This is a genomic window from Ruminiclostridium papyrosolvens C7 (assembly GCF_000421965.1).
Taxonomy (GTDB): Bacteria; Bacillota; Clostridia; order Acetivibrionales; family DSM-1351; genus Ruminiclostridium; species Ruminiclostridium papyrosolvens_A.
This window is the reverse complement of the sequence record NZ_ATAY01000006.1, coordinates 139,910-156,955: the sequence shown is the minus strand read 5'-3', so window position 1 is coordinate 156,955 and position 17,046 is coordinate 139,910. Positions and strand designations below refer to the sequence as shown.

The window sequence follows — 17,046 nt, the reverse complement described above, 5'->3', positions numbered from 1 at the left end:
ATTGATTAAGAGGCAGTTATGAGGAAACATTTACTTATCTATTTATTTGCTATTACAGCAACATTTATATTAATATTATCCGGATGTGGAAACAGGGAAATTCCCGTTACCAAAAATGAACAGTATCTAAGCGGCATAACTTGGGATAATGCTGCTGTTATTAATGATGCCGTTGTTGATGTATTCACCCAGAATGACATTTTGAGTAAAAGACTGACACAGGCTCTTTTTAACCAGATAGTAAAGGTCGTTTCTCAGGAAGGGTCATGGACCAAGATTATGATGCTGGACGGAACGACAGGGTGGGTCAAGAGTAAGTACGTTACCAGGGATACCAGTTGTGTTACGGACGGTCGCATTAATAATAAAATAGTTGTAACAGCCAAAACAGTTTACGTTTACACAGGAACAGAAAATGACATAAAATATAAGCAGGTAGTTTTGGGAACTGAACTTTATTCCATAAGCAAAACAAAAACGGGCTATGATATTCTTCTGCCGGATAATAAAAGAGGTTGGGTTGAGGATGGCGGAGTAATAGCAGTACCTTCTACACAGAACAGTATACCGAAAACCTCGTCTGAAGGGTTTATTCAAACTGTCAGAAAATTCGAAGGGACCATATACATTATTGGCGGTGTCAGTAGATGGGGTATTGACTCGCCAGGCCTATGCTATGTCAGCAGCAGAATTAACGGAGTGGATATACCCCGTAATGTCAAGGAGATAGCAAAGACGGGAACAAGTGTTACATTACATGAAATAAAACCCGGAGACCTTCTGATGTTTAGTACAGACAATGTAAAAAAGGATGTCTCTGATGTAGGTGTTTATACAGGAAACAACGAATTTATACATTCAAGCCCCTCCAGAGGCGTTGTAACCGAATCCTTGGAGGACAGTTATTACAAAAACCGAATAGTTGGTATCAGAAGGATTTTTTAATAAATTCAGCCCGTTACAAGTTTGCCCAGTAAAGCAGCTATGTCATGGGCTGAATGTGGTTTTCCCAGTTCTTTTGAGTTCTCCCTCATTATTTTCAATGCAGAAGGGTCATTAGTTACCTGAGACAAAATATTTACAAGGTTATTAAAGCTTTCTATTTTATTGGCTACCCCGCTTCTGATTAAAAAGCTTGCATTACCCTCTTCCTGTCCCGGTATAGGCGATATTATAAAAATAGGTAAACCTTTAACCAGCGCTTCCGACACAGTCATTCCACCCGGCTTTGTTATCAAGAGATCAGAAATATCCATAAGCTCATTAACTCTGTCTGTATAACTAAAAACCAGTACCTTTTTACAGCTTTGTGAAGCGTATTCTTCAAGCTGAAATTTAAGCTTCTGATTGGTACCTGTAACCGCTATTATTTGAATATCAACATCACAGTTTAACAATGAGGCCATGGTTTTTTCAATATTTCCGAAGCCCATTCCACCGCCCATCACCAGAACGGTAAATTTATCTTCCAATCCGTATTTTACAAGTAGACCCTTCTTATCCGTAGGAGTCAAAAATTTAGGAGAAACAGGAATACCATAAGGGAAAATGATATTATCCGGTATTCCTCTGCTTATCATCTCAGATTTCATATTATCATTAGCCACAATAAATGCATCCATGCCGCTATCCAGCCATAATGAATGGACCACATAGTCTGTGAGTATTGCCACTGTAGGTATATTCAGTTTGTTTTTCCTTTTTAAAGATGACAGCATTTGCATGGGAAAAGGATGAGTACATACTATGGCCGACGGCTTATACTCATTTATAAGGGATTTTAGCTTATATGAAAGAAGCTTGTTTAGAGCTTTACTCATATCATATATACCTGTGCCTGTCCCAGAGGCAGTATAAATCATGCTGTATAGCTTGGGGCTTCGTTTAAGAGCTCCTAAGTAACTGCTTACAACAATTTTATCTACTACAGGATTAATATATTTCAATGCATCAAGAACATCAACTTTCCAATCGGGAGACTGTCTTTCAATTGACTCCTTCAGTGCCTCGGCGGCCTTCATGTGACCAGTTCCCACGGAGACGTACAGTATTAATACCCTCATAAAACACTCCAGTTCATTTGTCTGTTTCATTTATCAGAATCAATTACATTTTTGACAGGTTGCAGATTATTAATACATGTTTTTTATAAAGAAATAACATATTTGAGCAGACAACGAATATTTTTGAGAAATTAACCAAAAATAACTTTGCATGATATTTGCGAGATAATCGGAAGGAGGTACAAGTTTGAGAAAATATAAAATAATTGCTTTATTTTTACTAATAGTATTCAGTCTTACAATTGTTGATGAAGGGAAAATGTATTTAACAAGCTCTGCACCCTCCCTGAAAATTGGGGATAATGGTGAAAAAGTTAAGGATATGCAACAGGAGTTAAAGAACTGGGGCTACTTTGACGGAAAAGTTGACGGAAGATTCGGGTATGATACATTGAGATCGGTTCTCAACTACCAGAGGCAGTACGGCCTGAAAGCCAATGGAATAGCAGACAGAACCACTCTCCTTACAATGGGTCTTGCAGAGCTTATTGAGTCAGGTGTAGCAAATGCTGCAACATCGAACATATCAAATGAACAGCTACTTGCCAGAGCAATAAACGGTGAAGCCAGAGGTGAGCCATTTGAAGGACAGGTAGCAGTCGGAGCTGTAATTTTAAACAGAGTTAATAACTCAAAATTTCCAAAAACAGTAGCAGGTGTAATATACCAACCCGGTGCATTTACAGCAGTATCAGACGGGCAGATTAATGTCCCTATCAACCCCAAATCAACCGTTGTAAAGGCAGCAAGGGATGCTTTAGCAGGTTGGGATCCTACTGACGGGTGCCTATACTATTGGAATCCTGCCACGGCTACCAGCAAATGGATTTGGTCCAGAAAAGTAAAATACAAGGTCGGTAAGCATTGGTTCGGCATATAATACGGAGGTGATAATATGGCTGATAATGGCTTTCATTTAAATGACAGAAGAAGATCGTGGGCAGTACCCCTTGCAGTTATAGCAATACTGGCTCTAATTGGGGTATCAGTGTGGGGATACTATCAGAACAGGCAGTTAAATAGATTACAGGTTTTAATGACAAACCAGTATAACAGGGCTTTTGTTGATTTATCCGATTATGTTGATAATGTTGAGGCTCTGATGGCAAAATCCCTTGTTACTTCAACACCCGTAAGTACATCAAAAATGCTGGAGGAAGTGTGGAGGCAGTCAAATCTTGCGCAAACGAATATGGGGCAGCTTCCGGTAGCACCTCCAATACTTGAAAAGACATCTAACTTTTTAACACAAGCGGGTGATATGGCATATTCCCTTAATAACAAAACAATGAATGGTACTCCCTTGAATGATAAAGAGTATGATGCTCTGAAGAAACTTCACGGGTATGCAGTGTCTCTCCAAAAGAACCTGCAGGCAATCGAGGCTCAGGTTATTCAGGGGAAGATGTCTTGGGGTAATTATACTAACAAAGGTAATTTTATGGTGGCTTCTAAGGCAAAAGATCCTCAGACAAGTCAGTTTGAAAACATTGATAAAACCTTTCAGGAGTATCCGACTCTTATATACGATGGTCCCTTCTCAGACCATATGCTTAAATCAAAGCCTCAGGGATTAGGGAACAAAAAAGTTACGGTATCAGAGGCTAAAAATATTGCTGAAAACTTTATAGGCAAAGACAGAGTCAGCAGTGTAAAGCAACTTGAAAATAATGATCTTGGAAATATTAAAACATACAGGTTTAAAGTTATGTACAAGAATGAAAAGGATGATGAGTCCGCAGAGGTTGAAGTGACTCAGCAAGGTGGACAGGTTTACCTTATGTTGAGGAACAGGGGTATCGGCAAGGATACTGTAAATATGGAAAAAGCAAAGAAATTGGCTAAAGATTTCTTGTCCACAAAGGGATATAAGAATATGGTGGATACCTATTATCAGAAGGTTGACGGTACTGCGGTTATAAGTTATGCATACAAACAGGGCGGGGTAATCGTTTACCCTGATCTTATCAAAGTCAAAATTGCACTGGATAATGGAGAAATAATAGGTATTGAGGCAAAGGGTTATCTATACAACCATAAAACAAGAAGTATTCCTAAAACAACTCTTACGTTAGAGCAAGCTCGTTCTAAGGTTAATAACAGGATTAAAATAGACAGGCAGGGAGAAGCGATTATACCGACTAATTTTAAGACTGAAAAATATTGTTATGAGTTTATGGGCAAGGTGGATGGACGTACTTTTATTATATATATCAACGCCTTGACCGGAGCAGAAGAGGATGTACTAATGCTTGTATCAACACCAGAAGGTACTCTTACTATGTAAATCAGATAGAAATATATTGCTAGAAAAGATTTGATAGGTACGAAAGTGCCTCTTCAAGTCTTTTTTGCATATAGCGGCTTAAATGGTTGATAATAAGAGAAAATTATATTAGAATTCAAATTATTAGAAGTCTAATTTCTTAATTAATATTGTAAGACGAAAGGAATTGATTACAAAAATGGAGCCAAAGGAGTTGAACTTGCTTCTTATAAAGGTTGGGGCAATACACAGAAGGAGATCAGCAAACGAATTTATGAAAGAAGAGCTTTCATCCGGCCAACCAAGAATGTTAAACTATTTATTTCAAAATAACGGGTGTATACAAAGAGAGATTGCCGTTGACTTTAATATGGAACCTGCATCAATAACAAGTGTTTTAAACAGCATGGAAAAGGCGGGTCTTATTATCAGGAAGCCTGTAAAGGGAGATAAACGTGCATTAGAAGTGTGGCTCACTGACAAGGGATATGAAAAGAAGAAGGTTGTAGATGATATATTCGTAAAGATGGAGGGTATATGCTTTCAAGGATTTAATGAAAGGGATAAACTTGAGGCAAAAAACTATCTGACAAACATTTACAATAACATGGTAAATTGGGAGAGGGATAATAAATAGAAATAAAAATGTATATCAAATTCATTGCTAATACATATGGTAAAATATATAATTTATGTTAAAGTATACAATTTAGGGAGAGAAGAATGGATAGGAAATTTAAGCAGTGCATCTTTAACATAGTAGGATATTTCATACTTGCAGTGGGAATAGTTGATTTTATTAATGCATCCTGTGGGGCAAAATTAAGTACTATTGTGTGGACCAGGGCAGTTCCGGGTATTATACTAGTAATGGTTGGAGTAATATTTATTAGATTTGGCAAAAAAGTAGAGAGTGAAACAGATGGGGATGTCAAGAGCATACAACAGAAACAACTAAAGAGTTGTGAAAACTTAGGTATAGGACTTCTTTATATAATTTATTTTTTCAGGTGTCTTTTCATTCTTGCAATATCACAGACAACATACATACTCGAGGCATTTTATAATACACCTGTGGAGTTTAAGAAAAAAGTTATGGCTTCGCATATCCAGACATTGTTTTTAAATATACCGATTACCATAGTATACGTGCTGTGTATTATTTGGGGCATATACCTTATGGTGAGGGGCAAAAAGGGACTTAGTTTGGATTCGGAAGTACTTGTGGAAGTTGATAAAGGGAAGGATATTTGATATAAAATACTGGTTGTGACATACTCTAAGCAGAAATTAACATTGAGATTATGGGGGAATTATTTTTATGGCATTAAGAAATATTCGCACTGTAGATGATGAAGTTTTACGTAAAAAGTCCAGGCCGGTTGAGGAAGTCAACGATAAGATAAGAGAGCTGTTAAAAGATATGGCGGATACCATGTACAATACAGGGAATGGAGCAGGACTGGCAGCACCTCAGGTAGGTATTCTTAAGAGGGCTATTGTTATTGATATGGGGGATGGCCTGATAAATCTTGTGAATCCGGAAATTTTAGAGCAAAAAGGTTCTCAGGAGGTAATTGAGGGGTGCCTGAGTATCCCCGGCAAATGGGGAAAGGTCATAAGGCCTGCTGAAGTCAAAGTTAGAGCCTTAAATGAAAAAGGTGAAGAGGTTGTAATAACTGGTAAAAAGGATATGGCAAAATGCTTATGCCATGAGATAGACCATCTTGACGGTATTCTTTTTACAGACAAAGTAACAGAATACATTGAGGATTAGGAATTTTTATATGGAAAACTATGAAATAGTAAAAAAAGATTTTAATGAAATATCCGATATAGTTGAAGAAAGATGGAATAATAATAACTGCTACTTCAAAAATCTTATGAAATACCTCGGTGAGGATAATGAGCTTATTCTTGAAATAGGCTGCGGAAAAGGTGAGCTTTCAAATCTGTTGTCTAAAAAAAGCGAGCACGTTATTGCAGTTGATTTGGCAGACAAGATGGTAGAAAAGGCTATTTCTCATTATGGTTATAAAAATATAGATTTTATCAGTAGAAACATACTTGATATGGATTTTGGAGAAAATAGTCTGGATGCTATAGTTACTACTGCTACCGCACATCATTTACCTTACGAATGGTTGCTTTTGTTTGCTCTGAGAACCTTGAAACCCGGAGGTAAGCTTATAGTACTTGACCTTTATAAGGTAAAGACCTTTAATGATATGTTTTTTAACCTACTGGCAGTTATACCTAATATATTTATGAACATAGTTTATAACAGAAAAATAAAAACCGGTGATGAGCATAGCAGAGAGGTATGGAAAAGACATGGTAAACATGATACATATATGACTTTAAAAGAGATAAGGCTACTTACCCAAGAGCATTTGCCTAAAGCGGTGATAAGAAGGAAGCTGTTCTGGAGATACCTTATGGTCTGGGAAAAATAGAATCAAGGAGACTTTAAATAATGGCATCTTATATCTTTTATGTAGCGGTAATATCTGCTCTTAGTACATATATTAGTACTGCGGTATTATTAAAAAAAATCAAAAATGGTGAAGATGAGTTTACTGCCACTGCTTTAGGAAGCATATCTTTTGCAGTACTTATAGGTTGTATTGTAATGGGAATTTTACACGGAATATGAATAAAGTAATTTTGTGGAACATTTTTCATATAGTTAAGTCTAATACTATATAGCCGGCAAATAATACTAAAAACTACGTATAGGAGATGATTTTATATGAAAAGAACTGTTTCTGCATTAATACTGACGGGGGCTGTTGCTTTATCAAGTACATTTACATTTGCTCAGTCAACCGACAATAAAGAGATTAAATTCAATGATATATCAGGACACTGGTGTAATTCAGCGGTACAAATGCTTATGGAGAAAAATGTTATGCCATTTACAGGTGAGAAGTTCAGTCCCGCAAAAGCAATAACTAAAGGTGAATTTGTATCCTTGCTGCATGATGCTTTAGGAATACAGATAGAATACTTTGCGGCGCCCCAGATAAAGGATTATTTTGATGATGTAGATCAGAATGCATCTTACTCTTCTGATTTGATTGATCTTGTAACTGCAAACATTATAGAAAAGGGAGGTAAATTCAATCCCGGTTCTTCTATTTCCAGAGAGAAAATGATTCATTATGTAATGAATGCTTACAAGTATCAAATGGGTGATAAATACGCTCTTATAAATATTAAGCCCCCTTTCTTCAGTGACGACAGCGAGGTAGCTCCGGAGTTCGGAGGGGACGTTGGAAGAGCTGCCCACTATAAACTCATATCAGGCTCAAAGGGAATGTTTCATCCTAAAGCCAACACAACAAGGGGAGAGGCAGCTGTAGTAGTAAGCAAGCTAGTTAGCCTTATTGAAAAACAGAATCCTGTTGTGACAGTAACACCTGAGGCTGAAATAAAAGATGATTCTATAGTTATGAAAGTAACTCTCAAAAACAACTCAAAAAAGGCAGTAAGCTTTAACCATTCGTCTGGACAAAAATATGATTTTAAATTTCTGGATTCAAATAAAAAAGTTCTTTACACATGGTCTGCCGACAAATTCTTTACAATGGCATTAATGTACTCAAAGATAGAAGCAGGTGAATCGGTTGTTTATACTGAAACTCTAAGCGGAGATCAATATAAAGCAATAAAGGATAAAATAGCTTCAATGAAAGCCTATGTTATTGGCAATTCAAATGAATTTACTTTAGATACTCAAGGATACGAGATTGTACTTAAATAGAGTAATACATGAAATATGAATTGGTAAATTATTAAGGGAGACGTAAAACGTCTCCCTTTGTCATATACTAAATTAAACATATCAGAAAAAAATTGAAATACAAATAGGATAATAGTAATATTATAGTGAATGTATAATATTACATATATAAACCAACAGGAGGAACCAAGTGGAAAATAACTTAGATGAACAGTTTTCTTCAATTACAACGGATGAAAATAAAAAAAGACTGCCCGGGCCTGTAGCCTCCGGAATTCTTTTTTCTATAGTAACCATTTTACTCACCTTTGGAGGGCCTATCCTTAATTTTAAAAACAGTTATCTAAAGAGTGGGTTGGGAGAATTGATTTTTATTCTACTGCCGGTAATGGTTTTTTTGATTATAGGAAGATATGATATAAAAAGTACGTTAAATTTAAGAGGAACCAGACCTTTGAATTATCTGCTTGTAGTTCTTCTAACATTATTTGGAATGCCTGTGGTAGGAGTTCTTAATGCAATAACCTATGGATTAATAAGAGAAGTGTTTGGAAGAAACCTGCCTGTACCAAAGGTAATTGTAAACGATGTACCTACCCTTTTTATAGCTCTACTGGTTATTGGGGTTTCAGCAGCAGTTTGCGAGGAAGTTATGTTCCGTGGTCTTATACAGAACGGTTACCGTAAATATGGTATAGCCGTTTCTCTTGGAATAACATCTGTATTATTCGGACTTCTGCACCGTGATATTCAAAAGGCTGTAAGTACTATTCTCCTTGGTGCATTAATAGGCTTTATTGTATATAGAACCGGAAGCATTTTTACAGGAATGATCGCCCATTTTACCAATAATGCTTCGGCTGTAATTCTGGCTTTTATGGCATCAAAAATGACTGGGTACTTAAATGGAGAGGGTATACAGCAAACGCAAAGTTTTGATTTTTCATACTTACCTACAGCTTCCATAGCAATTGCATTCTTATTCTACGCTATTATCTATATGGGTTTAGTTTCAGGCTTTGTAGCTTTGCTGTATGCATTTTACAGAAGTACAAAGAAAGATGTTAAGGCAATGAAGGAAGAAGCAAGCCAATATGAATTAACGCATGAAAAAATCGGGCTACCTGCAATTCTGAGTATGCTGCCGGGACTTGTAATTATTTTATTTACATTCTTGTATCAGATAATGAAATTAAAATGGGGTTAAATCAAAAAAAAATTGGGCCATAGCCCAATTTTTTTGTCAAAGAAGCCTTATATCCTTACCCGCTAAAACCAACCTGTCAAAGAAGCCTACAATCCTTGAAGCAATACGCTCTGTATATAGCTCATAAAGCTTTTTAGGGCCTATATTCGTAGAAATAATAGTTTTACATGTACGAGCTGTGTTTTGAGATTGTCGGCTGTTCAGTATATTTAATAACTCTGCATATCTTGCATCACTCAATGGTTCGGTACCAAGATCATCTATTATCAGCAGTTCCACAGAAAAAATGCTCTGATATTTATCATCGGCATATTCATCTTCCTTGTAGTTCCTCATTTTATGTTCTGTGATAATATCAAACAGAGCAGGAGCTGTGAGATATAACACGGTTCTACCCTGACTTATGAGTTCTCTTGCAATACAGAAAGATAGAAAAGTTTTTCCCACTCCGGTTCGTCCGTTGAAAAAAAGGTTTTTCTGGTTTGGATCATCTATATTTTGTATGAACTCAATACAACTTTTCTTTATATTATTTATATTTTCTCTGGGTGAAATCCCAATACCATACTTTGCCTCATTTATTTCATCAGGATAAATCATTTCATTAAAGTTATCAAAACATTCCTTGCCATTAACATTTACGTTTGATTGTGCAAACAAATGGCTTATAATTTGCTGCCTGTAACAGGAACATCGCTGTGAGCCTGCGGTGTCAGTTATATAGCCCGTATCTTTGCACTTTTCACACTGATATGGGGGCATTAGGCAGTCAAAGCTTATATTATGTTCAGCCAGCAACTCATTTCTGGCTGACGTAAGCTCCGCTATTTTATCAGTAAGTTCATTTAAAATAACTGACTTGTCTCCGCTTACTGATAATATAAGTCTATTGTATTTTATTCCCAGATGATTAATCATGCTTTCAATTTCACGTAGCTGGGGGATTTTTGTATATAGCTGCTGTTTTCTTTGTTCCACAATATCTGCGGCAAGCTTTTGGCGTCTCTCGTACTCTCTCGCAATAATATTATGTATATCCCTATTCATAAACTACCTCTTTCATCCTTTTATGTGGTTTACCTATTTTGAGGTGTTTGTAAAAAAGTTTTCAAAGTATTCATCATCGTATTCCCTTTGCTCAAAGTTATCCCTTTGAGATTGTTTAGGCTTAGTTTTCTGTGTGCTCTGGCCTGCTTGTGGCTGGGACTTGATACTGTTTTCATATCCAAGTATTTCTTCAACAGTTACCAGTCCCAGGTCATGCCAGCGGGTTAATACACTGTTAAGAAACTTAAAGTCAGGATTTGTCTTTCCAACGGTTTTTTTCAGGGCTAATTCAATAACATCAAACCCGTACTTATAATCAATAACCCATCTTTCTACATACTCACTTTCGTATTCTGTCAGGGCCCTTCTAAGACGAAGCTTCTTGATAATGGTACCTTTTATGCCACGCACTTGCGACATATCCTCAAAGTACTTTTCAAGGTCAAAAAAGTTCTGAATACCCCTTCTATGCCAGTTTGTTGCAACTGCCTCTATATAACTTTTGTGGAAGGTATTATTGTCATGGCAGTATTTAAAAAGGGTATACATAACATCCTCATCAAACTTATATATGGTAAACCAGTTATCTATAGTCAGATACCAGTTCGGAGCCATAAGCCCCTGAAAAAACTTTGAATTAATTGCGGCAAGTGTGTTGTTTCTGCTTTTGTTCTTCTCAAAGTTTGCGTTAGCTTGCTCAGGTGTCGAAACTGACTTTAGTTTGTACATTCTTTGTATTTCGGCTTCTTTTAAGTCACTGAGTTGTATTTTGTCTTCTACCCAAGTGATAACCTCCAGGTTATCAAGGTTGGTCAAGGCAGACTTAACCTCATCCAGAGACAGGTTAAGAGTTTTTGCAAGTTCGTCTGAGGTTACCTTCTTATTATGTTTGCAAAGGAACAGCATATAAATATATACCTTTACACATGTACTGTCCATGGATGGCATATACTGGCTGATAAAAATATCTGACACCAGCGTGTCAGAGTAAAGTAATGACTTGAAATCCTCAAAATACATTTTGACTCCCGTAAACGTTATTTATTATAATTACTAAAATAATAATATTAATATAATTATAGCATATAAAGGACTGATAATTTATTAGTAATAATTATAAAATAAACGAATAATTTGTTTTGTTATAAAAAAAGGTTGGTATAAACATACTATCAAATGGATATTATACTAAAACCTATTCGAGGTTAAGGAGGATTACTATGATTAGCGAAAAGATGAATGATTTATTAAACAGACAGGTTCAGAAAGAATTTTACTCTGCTTATTTATATCTTGGTTTTGAAGCATATTTCCAACACCAGAATCTTGATGGATTTGCAAATTTTTTCCATGTACAGGTTCAGGAAGAACGCGATCATGCAATGAAATTTTTCAACTATATTACTCAGGCAGGGGGAAAGGTCAAATTATATCAGGTAGATGAGCCCGAAGATAAATTCAATAATCCCGAGGAGATATTTGATCATACATTGAAGCATGAACAAGAGGTTACAAAATCCATATACAATCTGGTAGATAATGCTTTGGCTGAAAGGGATCACGGAACAAATTCTTTTCTCCAGTGGTTTGTAACTGAACAGGTTGAAGAAGAAGCAACAGTTGACAAGGTCCTGAGAAAACTTCAGTTAATAAAGAACGACCCTCATGCTTTGCTTATGCTGGATGCGGAACTTGCTACCAGAGTGTACACAGCTCCTGCGGCAGAAACAGTGTGATACTATATTTCAATAAAAAACCGCCCGGTTCATCATGAACCGGGCGGTTTTGCCATTATCTTAGTTTTTATTTAAATGATGCCCAGTTTAAATATACAAATCCGAGCTTGGTTACTACATAGCCTTGTAAATTCTTATCTATAACGATTGGGTCAGTATAGAAGAATATTGGTGCTACTCCGGCTTCATCCATGAGAAGCTTTTCTGCATCATGGTACAATTGCATACGCTTTGCAGGATCAGTTTCTTTCTTTGCATCAGCTATTGCCTTGTCATATGCAGGGTTCTTATATTTTGAGTCATTCTGAGGGTTATTTGAAGTTATAAGATCCATAAAGGTTGATGGATCCATGTAGTCTCCAACCCATCCGTCACGAGCAATATCAAACAAACCATTCTTTCTGGACTCCTGGAATACATTCCATTCCTGAGCCTGAATTTCAACTTCGATTCCCAGATTTGTCTTTAACTGTTGTTGAATTGCTTCAGCAACGGCTTCATGACCTGCACCTGTACTTAAACCATAGGTTACTTTTGGGAAACCCTTTCCATCAGGATATCCTGCTTCTGCTAAGAGTTTCTTTGCTTCAGCAACATTCTTCTGGTAATCTTCAGGTTTTACTGAGTAGAAATCTCCACCTTTTGTACGGAAGTCAGGTGATTGACTAACATCAGCTATACCATATGGTACAAAGCCTGATGCAGGAGTTTCGCCTGATTTTCTAACCTTTTCAGTAATGTAGTTACGGTCAATTGCAAGAGATACTGCTTTTCTAACCTTTGGGTTATCAAATGGTGCTTTAGTGTTAAGCAGAGCCAGGTAGTAAGTTCCAAGCTGTGGTAAAATCTGAAGATTTCCGGCAGCTTTCTCTGCAGGCATTTCATCATGTGGTATGTTTCTTGCAAAAGATATCTGTTTGTTCTTAAATGCACCGAGAATAGCATTTGTATCATTCATCAACAACCATTCAATCTTTGGTGCAACTATAGTGTCTTTGCCCCAGTAGTTTTCGTTCTTCTCAAATACCAGCTTTGATGAGTGTTTCCAACTTGTCAAAACATATGGGCCATTTCCGATATAAGTCTTTGGATCAAGAGTCCATTTATCTGGATTTTTTGATACAACATCTTCTCTCAAAGGAACAAGAGTTGGGAAGGCTACGATTTCAGTAAAGAATGGGCAAACATTTTCCAGAGTTACTTCGAGAGTGTTATCATTAATAGCTTTAACTCCTAATGTATTGATATCAGCACCATTAGTGTTGATAGCTTCACCATTCTTAATAAAATACAGGTAATAAGCATAGTCGGAAGCTGTTTTAGGGTCAATTGCTCTCTTCCAAGAGTAAACAAAATCATTTGCAGTTACAGCTTTACCGTCTGACCATTTGGCATCCTTACGGATATGGAATGTATAAACTTTGTTATCTGCGCTTACGTCCCACTTTTCAGCAGTTCCAGGAACGATTTTACCTTCTTTGTCATAAGTAGTTAAACCTTCAAAAGCACAGTTAATATAAGTACCGCCATCCAGAGACTTATTAAGTGAAGGATCTATAGATGCTGGCTCTGATGCGATACTTGCACTAATGCCTTTAGTATCGCTGGAAGAACTTCCACAGCCCGCAAATACGGTTAGTATAGTAGCCAGTGAAAGTAAAAGAGCTAATATTCTTTTCATTTTTGCATACCCCCTATTATTTTTTATTAAATAGATATTTATAGTTCAAAAATCCATTTTTGCAACACGAATATTTTCTCGTAAATAAAAAGGTTTTATTCAGCACTTTTTATATTATGATCCCAATGTCGACCTCACCGGAGCATACGAGTTTTTATATATTACTTCCTTGCAATATGGAAAAATTTAATCGTCTATATCTTTCCCGCAAAGTGGCATGATACATAATGACCGTTGCCACAGTCTGTCAATTCAGGTACTTTCTGAGAACAAATATCTTTTGCATATGGACATCTTGTCCTGAATTTACATCCTGACGGCGGATTAACCGGAGAAGGTATTTCTCCCTTAAGGATAATACGGTTACGCTTCTTTGCAGTATCAGGATTAGGCTCGGGAATAGCTGTCAGCAGTGCTTTGGTGTATGGATGCAGCGGATTTTTGTACAATTCCTCAGACTCAACCAATTCAACTATATGACCAAGATACATAACACCAACCCTGTCACATGTATGTCTTACTACACCCAGGTCATGGGAGATAAACAGATATGTGAGGTTTAGCCTGTCCTGCATTTCTTCAAGTGTATTAATTATCTGCGCTCTGATAGATACGTCCAGTGCCGAAACGGGTTCGTCACAGACTATAAAGTCCGGCTGTACTGCGATTGCTCTGGCAATACCTATTCTTTGACGCTGACCCCCTGAAAATTCATGGGGATAACGGGATGCATGCTCTGTATTAAGGCCAACAAGTGTTAAAAGCTCTCTTATCTTATCTGCTCTGTCACTTTTGGAGCCTGCCAGACCATGTATATCCAATGCTTCTCCAACAATATCTGATACTGTCATACGCGGGTCCAGTGATGCGTATGGATCCTGAAAGATATACTGCATTTTCTTTCTGTATGGGAGCAGCTTTTTTCCCTGAAATTTTGTAATATCAATACCATCTATTTTTACAGTACCGCTTGTGGGATTATATATTCTCAGCATTGAACGTCCCAGAGTGGTTTTTCCTGAACCTGATTCACCAACCAAGCCTAGTGTTTCACCTTTATAAATATCAAAGGTAACATTGTCAACAGCCTTTACATATCCTTTTTTACCTACACTGTTCTTTATAGTGAAATATTGTTTCAGATTTCTGATTTCAACAAGAGTTGATTTATTTTCCATTATTCTGCACCTCCACACTTTCTTTTGCCCTCTCATCCATCAGCCAGCAGGAAGTAGTATGACCATCATCTTCCTTGTAGGCTTCAGGCATGTTGCTAATGCAAACTTTCAAACATTCCTCGCATCTTGGGGCAAAAGCACATCCGGAAGGAAGGTGAAGCAAATCAATTGGATTTCCTTTAATGGGAATAAGCTTTGAACCCTTAACGTTCAAGTCAGGTAATGAACGTAGAAGCCCTTTTGTATAAGGATGACGGGGGTTCTTGAATATGCTGTAAACTGTTCCCTGTTCAACTATTTTTCCGCCATACATAACTATAATATCATCCGCCATATCAGCCACGATTCCCAAGTCATGGGTAATCAGCACAATGGCCATTCCGGTTTTCTTCTGTATATCCTTTAGGAGTTCAAGAATCTGTGCCTGTATGGTAACATCCAGCGCCGTCGTAGGTTCATCGGCAATAAGCAGCTTAGGTGCGCCTGCAAGGGCCATAGCGATCATAGCTCTTTGTCTCATACCCCCTGAGAATTCATGCGGATATTGTGAAAGCCTTTTCTCAGGCTCATTTATACCTACAAGAGATAGAAGTTCCACTGACCTTTTCTTAACTTCTTCCTTGGATATTCTTCCATACTTGTGATAAAGGGACTCCGCAATCTGGTTGCCTATAGTAAAGACAGGATTAAGGCAAGTCATTGGGTCCTGAAATATCATTGCTACTTCATTTCCGGCAACATGAAGCCTTTCCTGCTTAGTCATTTTTGAAACATCCTTACCATCAAATGTAATGCTTCCGCCTACAATCTTTCCGGGCTTATCAATTAGTCCGATAACAGAATAAGAGGAAACACTCTTTCCTGAACCTGACTCCCCTACGATTCCCAGAACTTTACCTGGTTCAAGTGAATAGCTTATTCCACTGACGGCTTTAACTTCACCTGCCGGGGTAAAAAATGAGACCTTTAAATCATTTATTTCTAGTAGTTTATTATTCATAGCAATTACCTCACCTGCCCCTTTAAAAGGCATCCAATAATTATCTAAAGTGTATATCCCGTAATCATTTAAGATATACCCGTATCTTTCGAATCTAACATTCCAATTATTTCAAAGAATTATTTTTTCATCCTAGGGTCTAAAGCATCTCTCAGTCCGTCACCGAAAAGGTTGAAGGATAGTATAATAACACTGATAGCTGCTGCCGGGAAAATAAGCATATAAGGAAATGAATATATTCCCTTTAAGGCTGTTTGAGAAAGAGAACCCAGAGAAGCCATAGGTGATGATACACCAAGACCTATAAAGCTTAGGAAGGATTCTGTAAATATTGCTTCCGGTATTTTGAGAGTAGTTACAACTATTATCTGACCAATACAGTTAGGAATCAGATGTTTGAATATGATAGACCTGTTGCTTGCACCAAGTACTTTCGCAGCCAGAACATATTCCTGCTCTTTAAGCGCCAGAATCTGGCCACGTACTATTCTGGCCATATCCACCCAATATAAAAGAGCCATTACCAGAAAAATACTTATAAGACCAACACCCATACTGTTGAGAAAAGCAGGTGCATGACCTGACTTAATGTAACTGTCAATAGGTTTCTTTAATACGACCTGCAAAAGAATTACTATAAGTATAGTTGGAACTGAATATACAATGTCAACAATTCTCATCATAATATTATCAACCCAACCTCCAAAAAATCCGGAGATTGCACCGTAGATAATACCGATAATTGATATCATTATTGCCGCAACTACACCAACTGCAAGAGAAATTCTTGCACCTATCATTGTTCTGGTGAACAGGTCTCTTCCGAGACTGTCAGTACCGAATATATGTTGCATGCTTGGTTTTAAATTTTCCTGACCTTCAATAATCTGCTCATAGGAGTATGGAGAAATTATTGGTCCGATGATAGCAGCCAGAATTATCAAAATAATAACAACGAGAGCTCCGGTAGCCACTTTATTAGCTCTTAATCTGTTCCATGCGTCCCTCCAGTAACTAACAGATGGACGCATAATCTCAGCTGTTGCCTTTTCCTCATCTGTGGCAGGCAAAAATAAATTCTTTTCCAAAACTTTTGTATCATTTATAGTGTTCATTAATGTCA

18 protein-coding genes are annotated in these 17,046 nt (G+C 37.2%); 11 read left to right on the top strand and 7 right to left on the bottom strand.

Annotated elements, in window-relative coordinates; genetic code table 11:
- Positions 1 to 18 precede the first annotated feature (18 nt).
- A complete protein-coding gene (locus L323_RS22350; RefSeq protein ID WP_020813865.1) occupies positions 19 to 945 on the top strand; it encodes a C40 family peptidase in 927 nt (308 codons plus the stop codon).
- Positions 946 to 950: 5 nt separating this feature from the next.
- Here L323_RS22350 and L323_RS22345 read toward each other — a convergent pair whose 3' ends face one another.
- Positions 951 to 2,063 carry an MGDG synthase family glycosyltransferase gene (locus L323_RS22345; protein ID WP_020813864.1) on the bottom strand — a complete coding sequence of 371 codons (1,113 nt, stop codon included), beginning with the start codon at positions 2,061 to 2,063 and terminating at the stop codon, positions 951 to 953.
- Positions 2,064 to 2,250: 187 nt separating this feature from the next.
- On the opposite strand from L323_RS22345, the gene sleB reads away from it, so the two are divergent.
- The 9 genes from sleB (at position 2,251) to L323_RS22300 (ending at position 9,281) form a co-directional block, all read left to right on the top strand.
- On the top strand, positions 2,251 to 2,943 hold the full coding sequence (gene sleB / locus L323_RS22340; protein WP_020813863.1) for a spore cortex-lytic enzyme: 693 nt from the start codon (positions 2,251 to 2,253) through the stop codon (positions 2,941 to 2,943).
- Between the two features lie 15 nt (positions 2,944 to 2,958).
- Positions 2,959 to 4,350, top strand: a complete 1,392-nt coding sequence (gene ypeB / locus L323_RS22335; RefSeq protein ID WP_020813862.1) for a germination protein YpeB — start codon at positions 2,959 to 2,961, stop codon at positions 4,348 to 4,350.
- A gap of 166 nt (positions 4,351 to 4,516) precedes the next feature.
- Positions 4,517 to 4,966 carry a MarR family winged helix-turn-helix transcriptional regulator gene (locus L323_RS22330; RefSeq protein ID WP_242835218.1) on the top strand — a complete coding sequence of 150 codons (450 nt, stop codon included), beginning with the start codon at positions 4,517 to 4,519 and terminating at the stop codon, positions 4,964 to 4,966.
- An 86-nt stretch (positions 4,967 to 5,052) separates the two neighbouring features.
- A complete protein-coding gene (locus tag L323_RS22325; RefSeq protein ID WP_020813860.1) occupies positions 5,053 to 5,583 on the top strand; it encodes a hypothetical protein in 531 nt (176 codons plus the stop codon).
- A 67-nt stretch (positions 5,584 to 5,650) separates the two neighbouring features.
- Entirely contained in the window at positions 5,651 to 6,106 is a 456-nt protein-coding gene (gene def, locus L323_RS22320; protein ID WP_020813859.1) for a peptide deformylase, read from the top strand.
- 10 nt (positions 6,107 to 6,116) lie between these two features.
- On the top strand, positions 6,117 to 6,785 hold the full coding sequence (locus L323_RS22315; RefSeq protein WP_020813858.1) for a class I SAM-dependent methyltransferase: 669 nt from the start codon (positions 6,117 to 6,119) through the stop codon (positions 6,783 to 6,785).
- Positions 6,786 to 6,805: 20 nt separating this feature from the next.
- Positions 6,806 to 6,985, top strand: coding sequence for a hypothetical protein (locus L323_RS22310; RefSeq protein WP_020813857.1), 180 nt, complete (start codon positions 6,806 to 6,808; stop codon positions 6,983 to 6,985).
- A 96-nt stretch (positions 6,986 to 7,081) separates the two neighbouring features.
- Positions 7,082 to 8,095, top strand: coding sequence for an S-layer homology domain-containing protein (locus L323_RS22305; RefSeq protein ID WP_020813856.1), 1,014 nt, complete (start codon positions 7,082 to 7,084; stop codon positions 8,093 to 8,095).
- A 169-nt stretch (positions 8,096 to 8,264) separates the two neighbouring features.
- Positions 8,265 to 9,281 (top strand): type II CAAX endopeptidase family protein, encoded by a 1,017-nt coding sequence (locus tag L323_RS22300; protein ID WP_020813855.1) that lies wholly within the window; start codon positions 8,265 to 8,267, stop codon positions 9,279 to 9,281.
- A 36-nt stretch (positions 9,282 to 9,317) separates the two neighbouring features.
- On the opposite strand, the gene L323_RS22295 is transcribed toward L323_RS22300, so the two are convergent.
- Entirely contained in the window at positions 9,318 to 10,328 is a 1,011-nt protein-coding gene (locus tag L323_RS22295) for an ATP-binding protein (RefSeq protein WP_020813854.1), read from the bottom strand.
- A gap of 33 nt (positions 10,329 to 10,361) precedes the next feature.
- Positions 10,362 to 11,348, bottom strand: a complete 987-nt coding sequence (locus L323_RS22290) for a DnaD domain protein (protein WP_020813853.1) — start codon at positions 11,346 to 11,348, stop codon at positions 10,362 to 10,364.
- A 200-nt stretch (positions 11,349 to 11,548) separates the two neighbouring features.
- Here L323_RS22290 and L323_RS22285 point away from each other — a divergent pair, with 200 nt between their 5' ends.
- On the top strand, positions 11,549 to 12,064 hold the full coding sequence (locus L323_RS22285; protein WP_020813852.1) for a ferritin: 516 nt from the start codon (positions 11,549 to 11,551) through the stop codon (positions 12,062 to 12,064).
- A gap of 67 nt (positions 12,065 to 12,131) precedes the next feature.
- Here the strand turns inward: L323_RS22285 and L323_RS22280 are convergent, their stop codons facing one another.
- The 4 genes from L323_RS22280 to L323_RS22265 form a co-directional block, all read right to left on the bottom strand.
- Positions 12,132 to 13,745: a peptide ABC transporter substrate-binding protein gene (locus L323_RS22280; protein ID WP_020813851.1), complete on the bottom strand. Its 1,614-nt coding sequence runs from the start codon at positions 13,743 to 13,745 to the stop codon at positions 12,132 to 12,134.
- A gap of 194 nt (positions 13,746 to 13,939) precedes the next feature.
- Positions 13,940 to 14,923, bottom strand: a complete 984-nt coding sequence (locus L323_RS22275; RefSeq protein WP_020813850.1) for an ABC transporter ATP-binding protein — start codon at positions 14,921 to 14,923, stop codon at positions 13,940 to 13,942.
- On the bottom strand, positions 14,913 to 15,923 hold the full coding sequence (locus L323_RS22270; protein WP_031341694.1) for an ABC transporter ATP-binding protein: 1,011 nt from the start codon (positions 15,921 to 15,923) through the stop codon (positions 14,913 to 14,915). Before L323_RS22270 ends, L323_RS22275 begins: the two co-directional genes overlap by 11 nt.
- 119 nt (positions 15,924 to 16,042) lie before the next feature.
- Positions 16,043 to 17,038: an ABC transporter permease gene (locus L323_RS22265; RefSeq protein ID WP_020813848.1), complete on the bottom strand. Its 996-nt coding sequence runs from the start codon at positions 17,036 to 17,038 to the stop codon at positions 16,043 to 16,045.
- Positions 17,039 to 17,046: the final 8 nt, after the last annotated feature.

Bases quoted from the DNA above. Each gene is read 5' to 3' on its own strand.
- L323_RS22350 (WP_020813865.1), top strand. From the start codon at position 19: ATGAGGAAACATTTACTTATCTATTTATTTGCTATTACAGCAACATTT.
- L323_RS22345 (WP_020813864.1), bottom strand. From the start codon at position 2,063: ATGAGGGTATTAATACTGTACGTCTCCGTGGGAACTGGTCACATGAAG.
- ypeB (WP_020813862.1), top strand. From the start codon at position 2,959: ATGGCTGATAATGGCTTTCATTTAAATGACAGAAGAAGATCGTGGGCA.
- L323_RS22325 (WP_020813860.1), top strand. From the start codon at position 5,053: ATGGATAGGAAATTTAAGCAGTGCATCTTTAACATAGTAGGATATTTC.
- def (WP_020813859.1), top strand. From the start codon at position 5,651: ATGGCATTAAGAAATATTCGCACTGTAGATGATGAAGTTTTACGTAAA.
- L323_RS22315 (WP_020813858.1), top strand. From the start codon at position 6,117: ATGGAAAACTATGAAATAGTAAAAAAAGATTTTAATGAAATATCCGAT.
- L323_RS22310 (WP_020813857.1), top strand. From the start codon at position 6,806: ATGGCATCTTATATCTTTTATGTAGCGGTAATATCTGCTCTTAGTACA.
- L323_RS22305 (WP_020813856.1), top strand. From the start codon at position 7,082: ATGAAAAGAACTGTTTCTGCATTAATACTGACGGGGGCTGTTGCTTTA.
- L323_RS22295 (WP_020813854.1), bottom strand. From the start codon at position 10,328: ATGAATAGGGATATACATAATATTATTGCGAGAGAGTACGAGAGACGC.
- L323_RS22290 (WP_020813853.1), bottom strand. From the start codon at position 11,348: ATGTATTTTGAGGATTTCAAGTCATTACTTTACTCTGACACGCTGGTG.
- L323_RS22285 (WP_020813852.1), top strand. From the start codon at position 11,549: ATGATTAGCGAAAAGATGAATGATTTATTAAACAGACAGGTTCAGAAA.
- L323_RS22280 (WP_020813851.1), bottom strand. From the start codon at position 13,745: ATGAAAAGAATATTAGCTCTTTTACTTTCACTGGCTACTATACTAACC.
- L323_RS22275 (WP_020813850.1), bottom strand. From the start codon at position 14,923: ATGGAAAATAAATCAACTCTTGTTGAAATCAGAAATCTGAAACAATAT.
- L323_RS22270 (WP_031341694.1), bottom strand. From the start codon at position 15,923: ATGAATAATAAACTACTAGAAATAAATGATTTAAAGGTCTCATTTTTT.
- L323_RS22265 (WP_020813848.1), bottom strand. From the start codon at position 17,038: ATGAACACTATAAATGATACAAAAGTTTTGGAAAAGAATTTATTTTTG.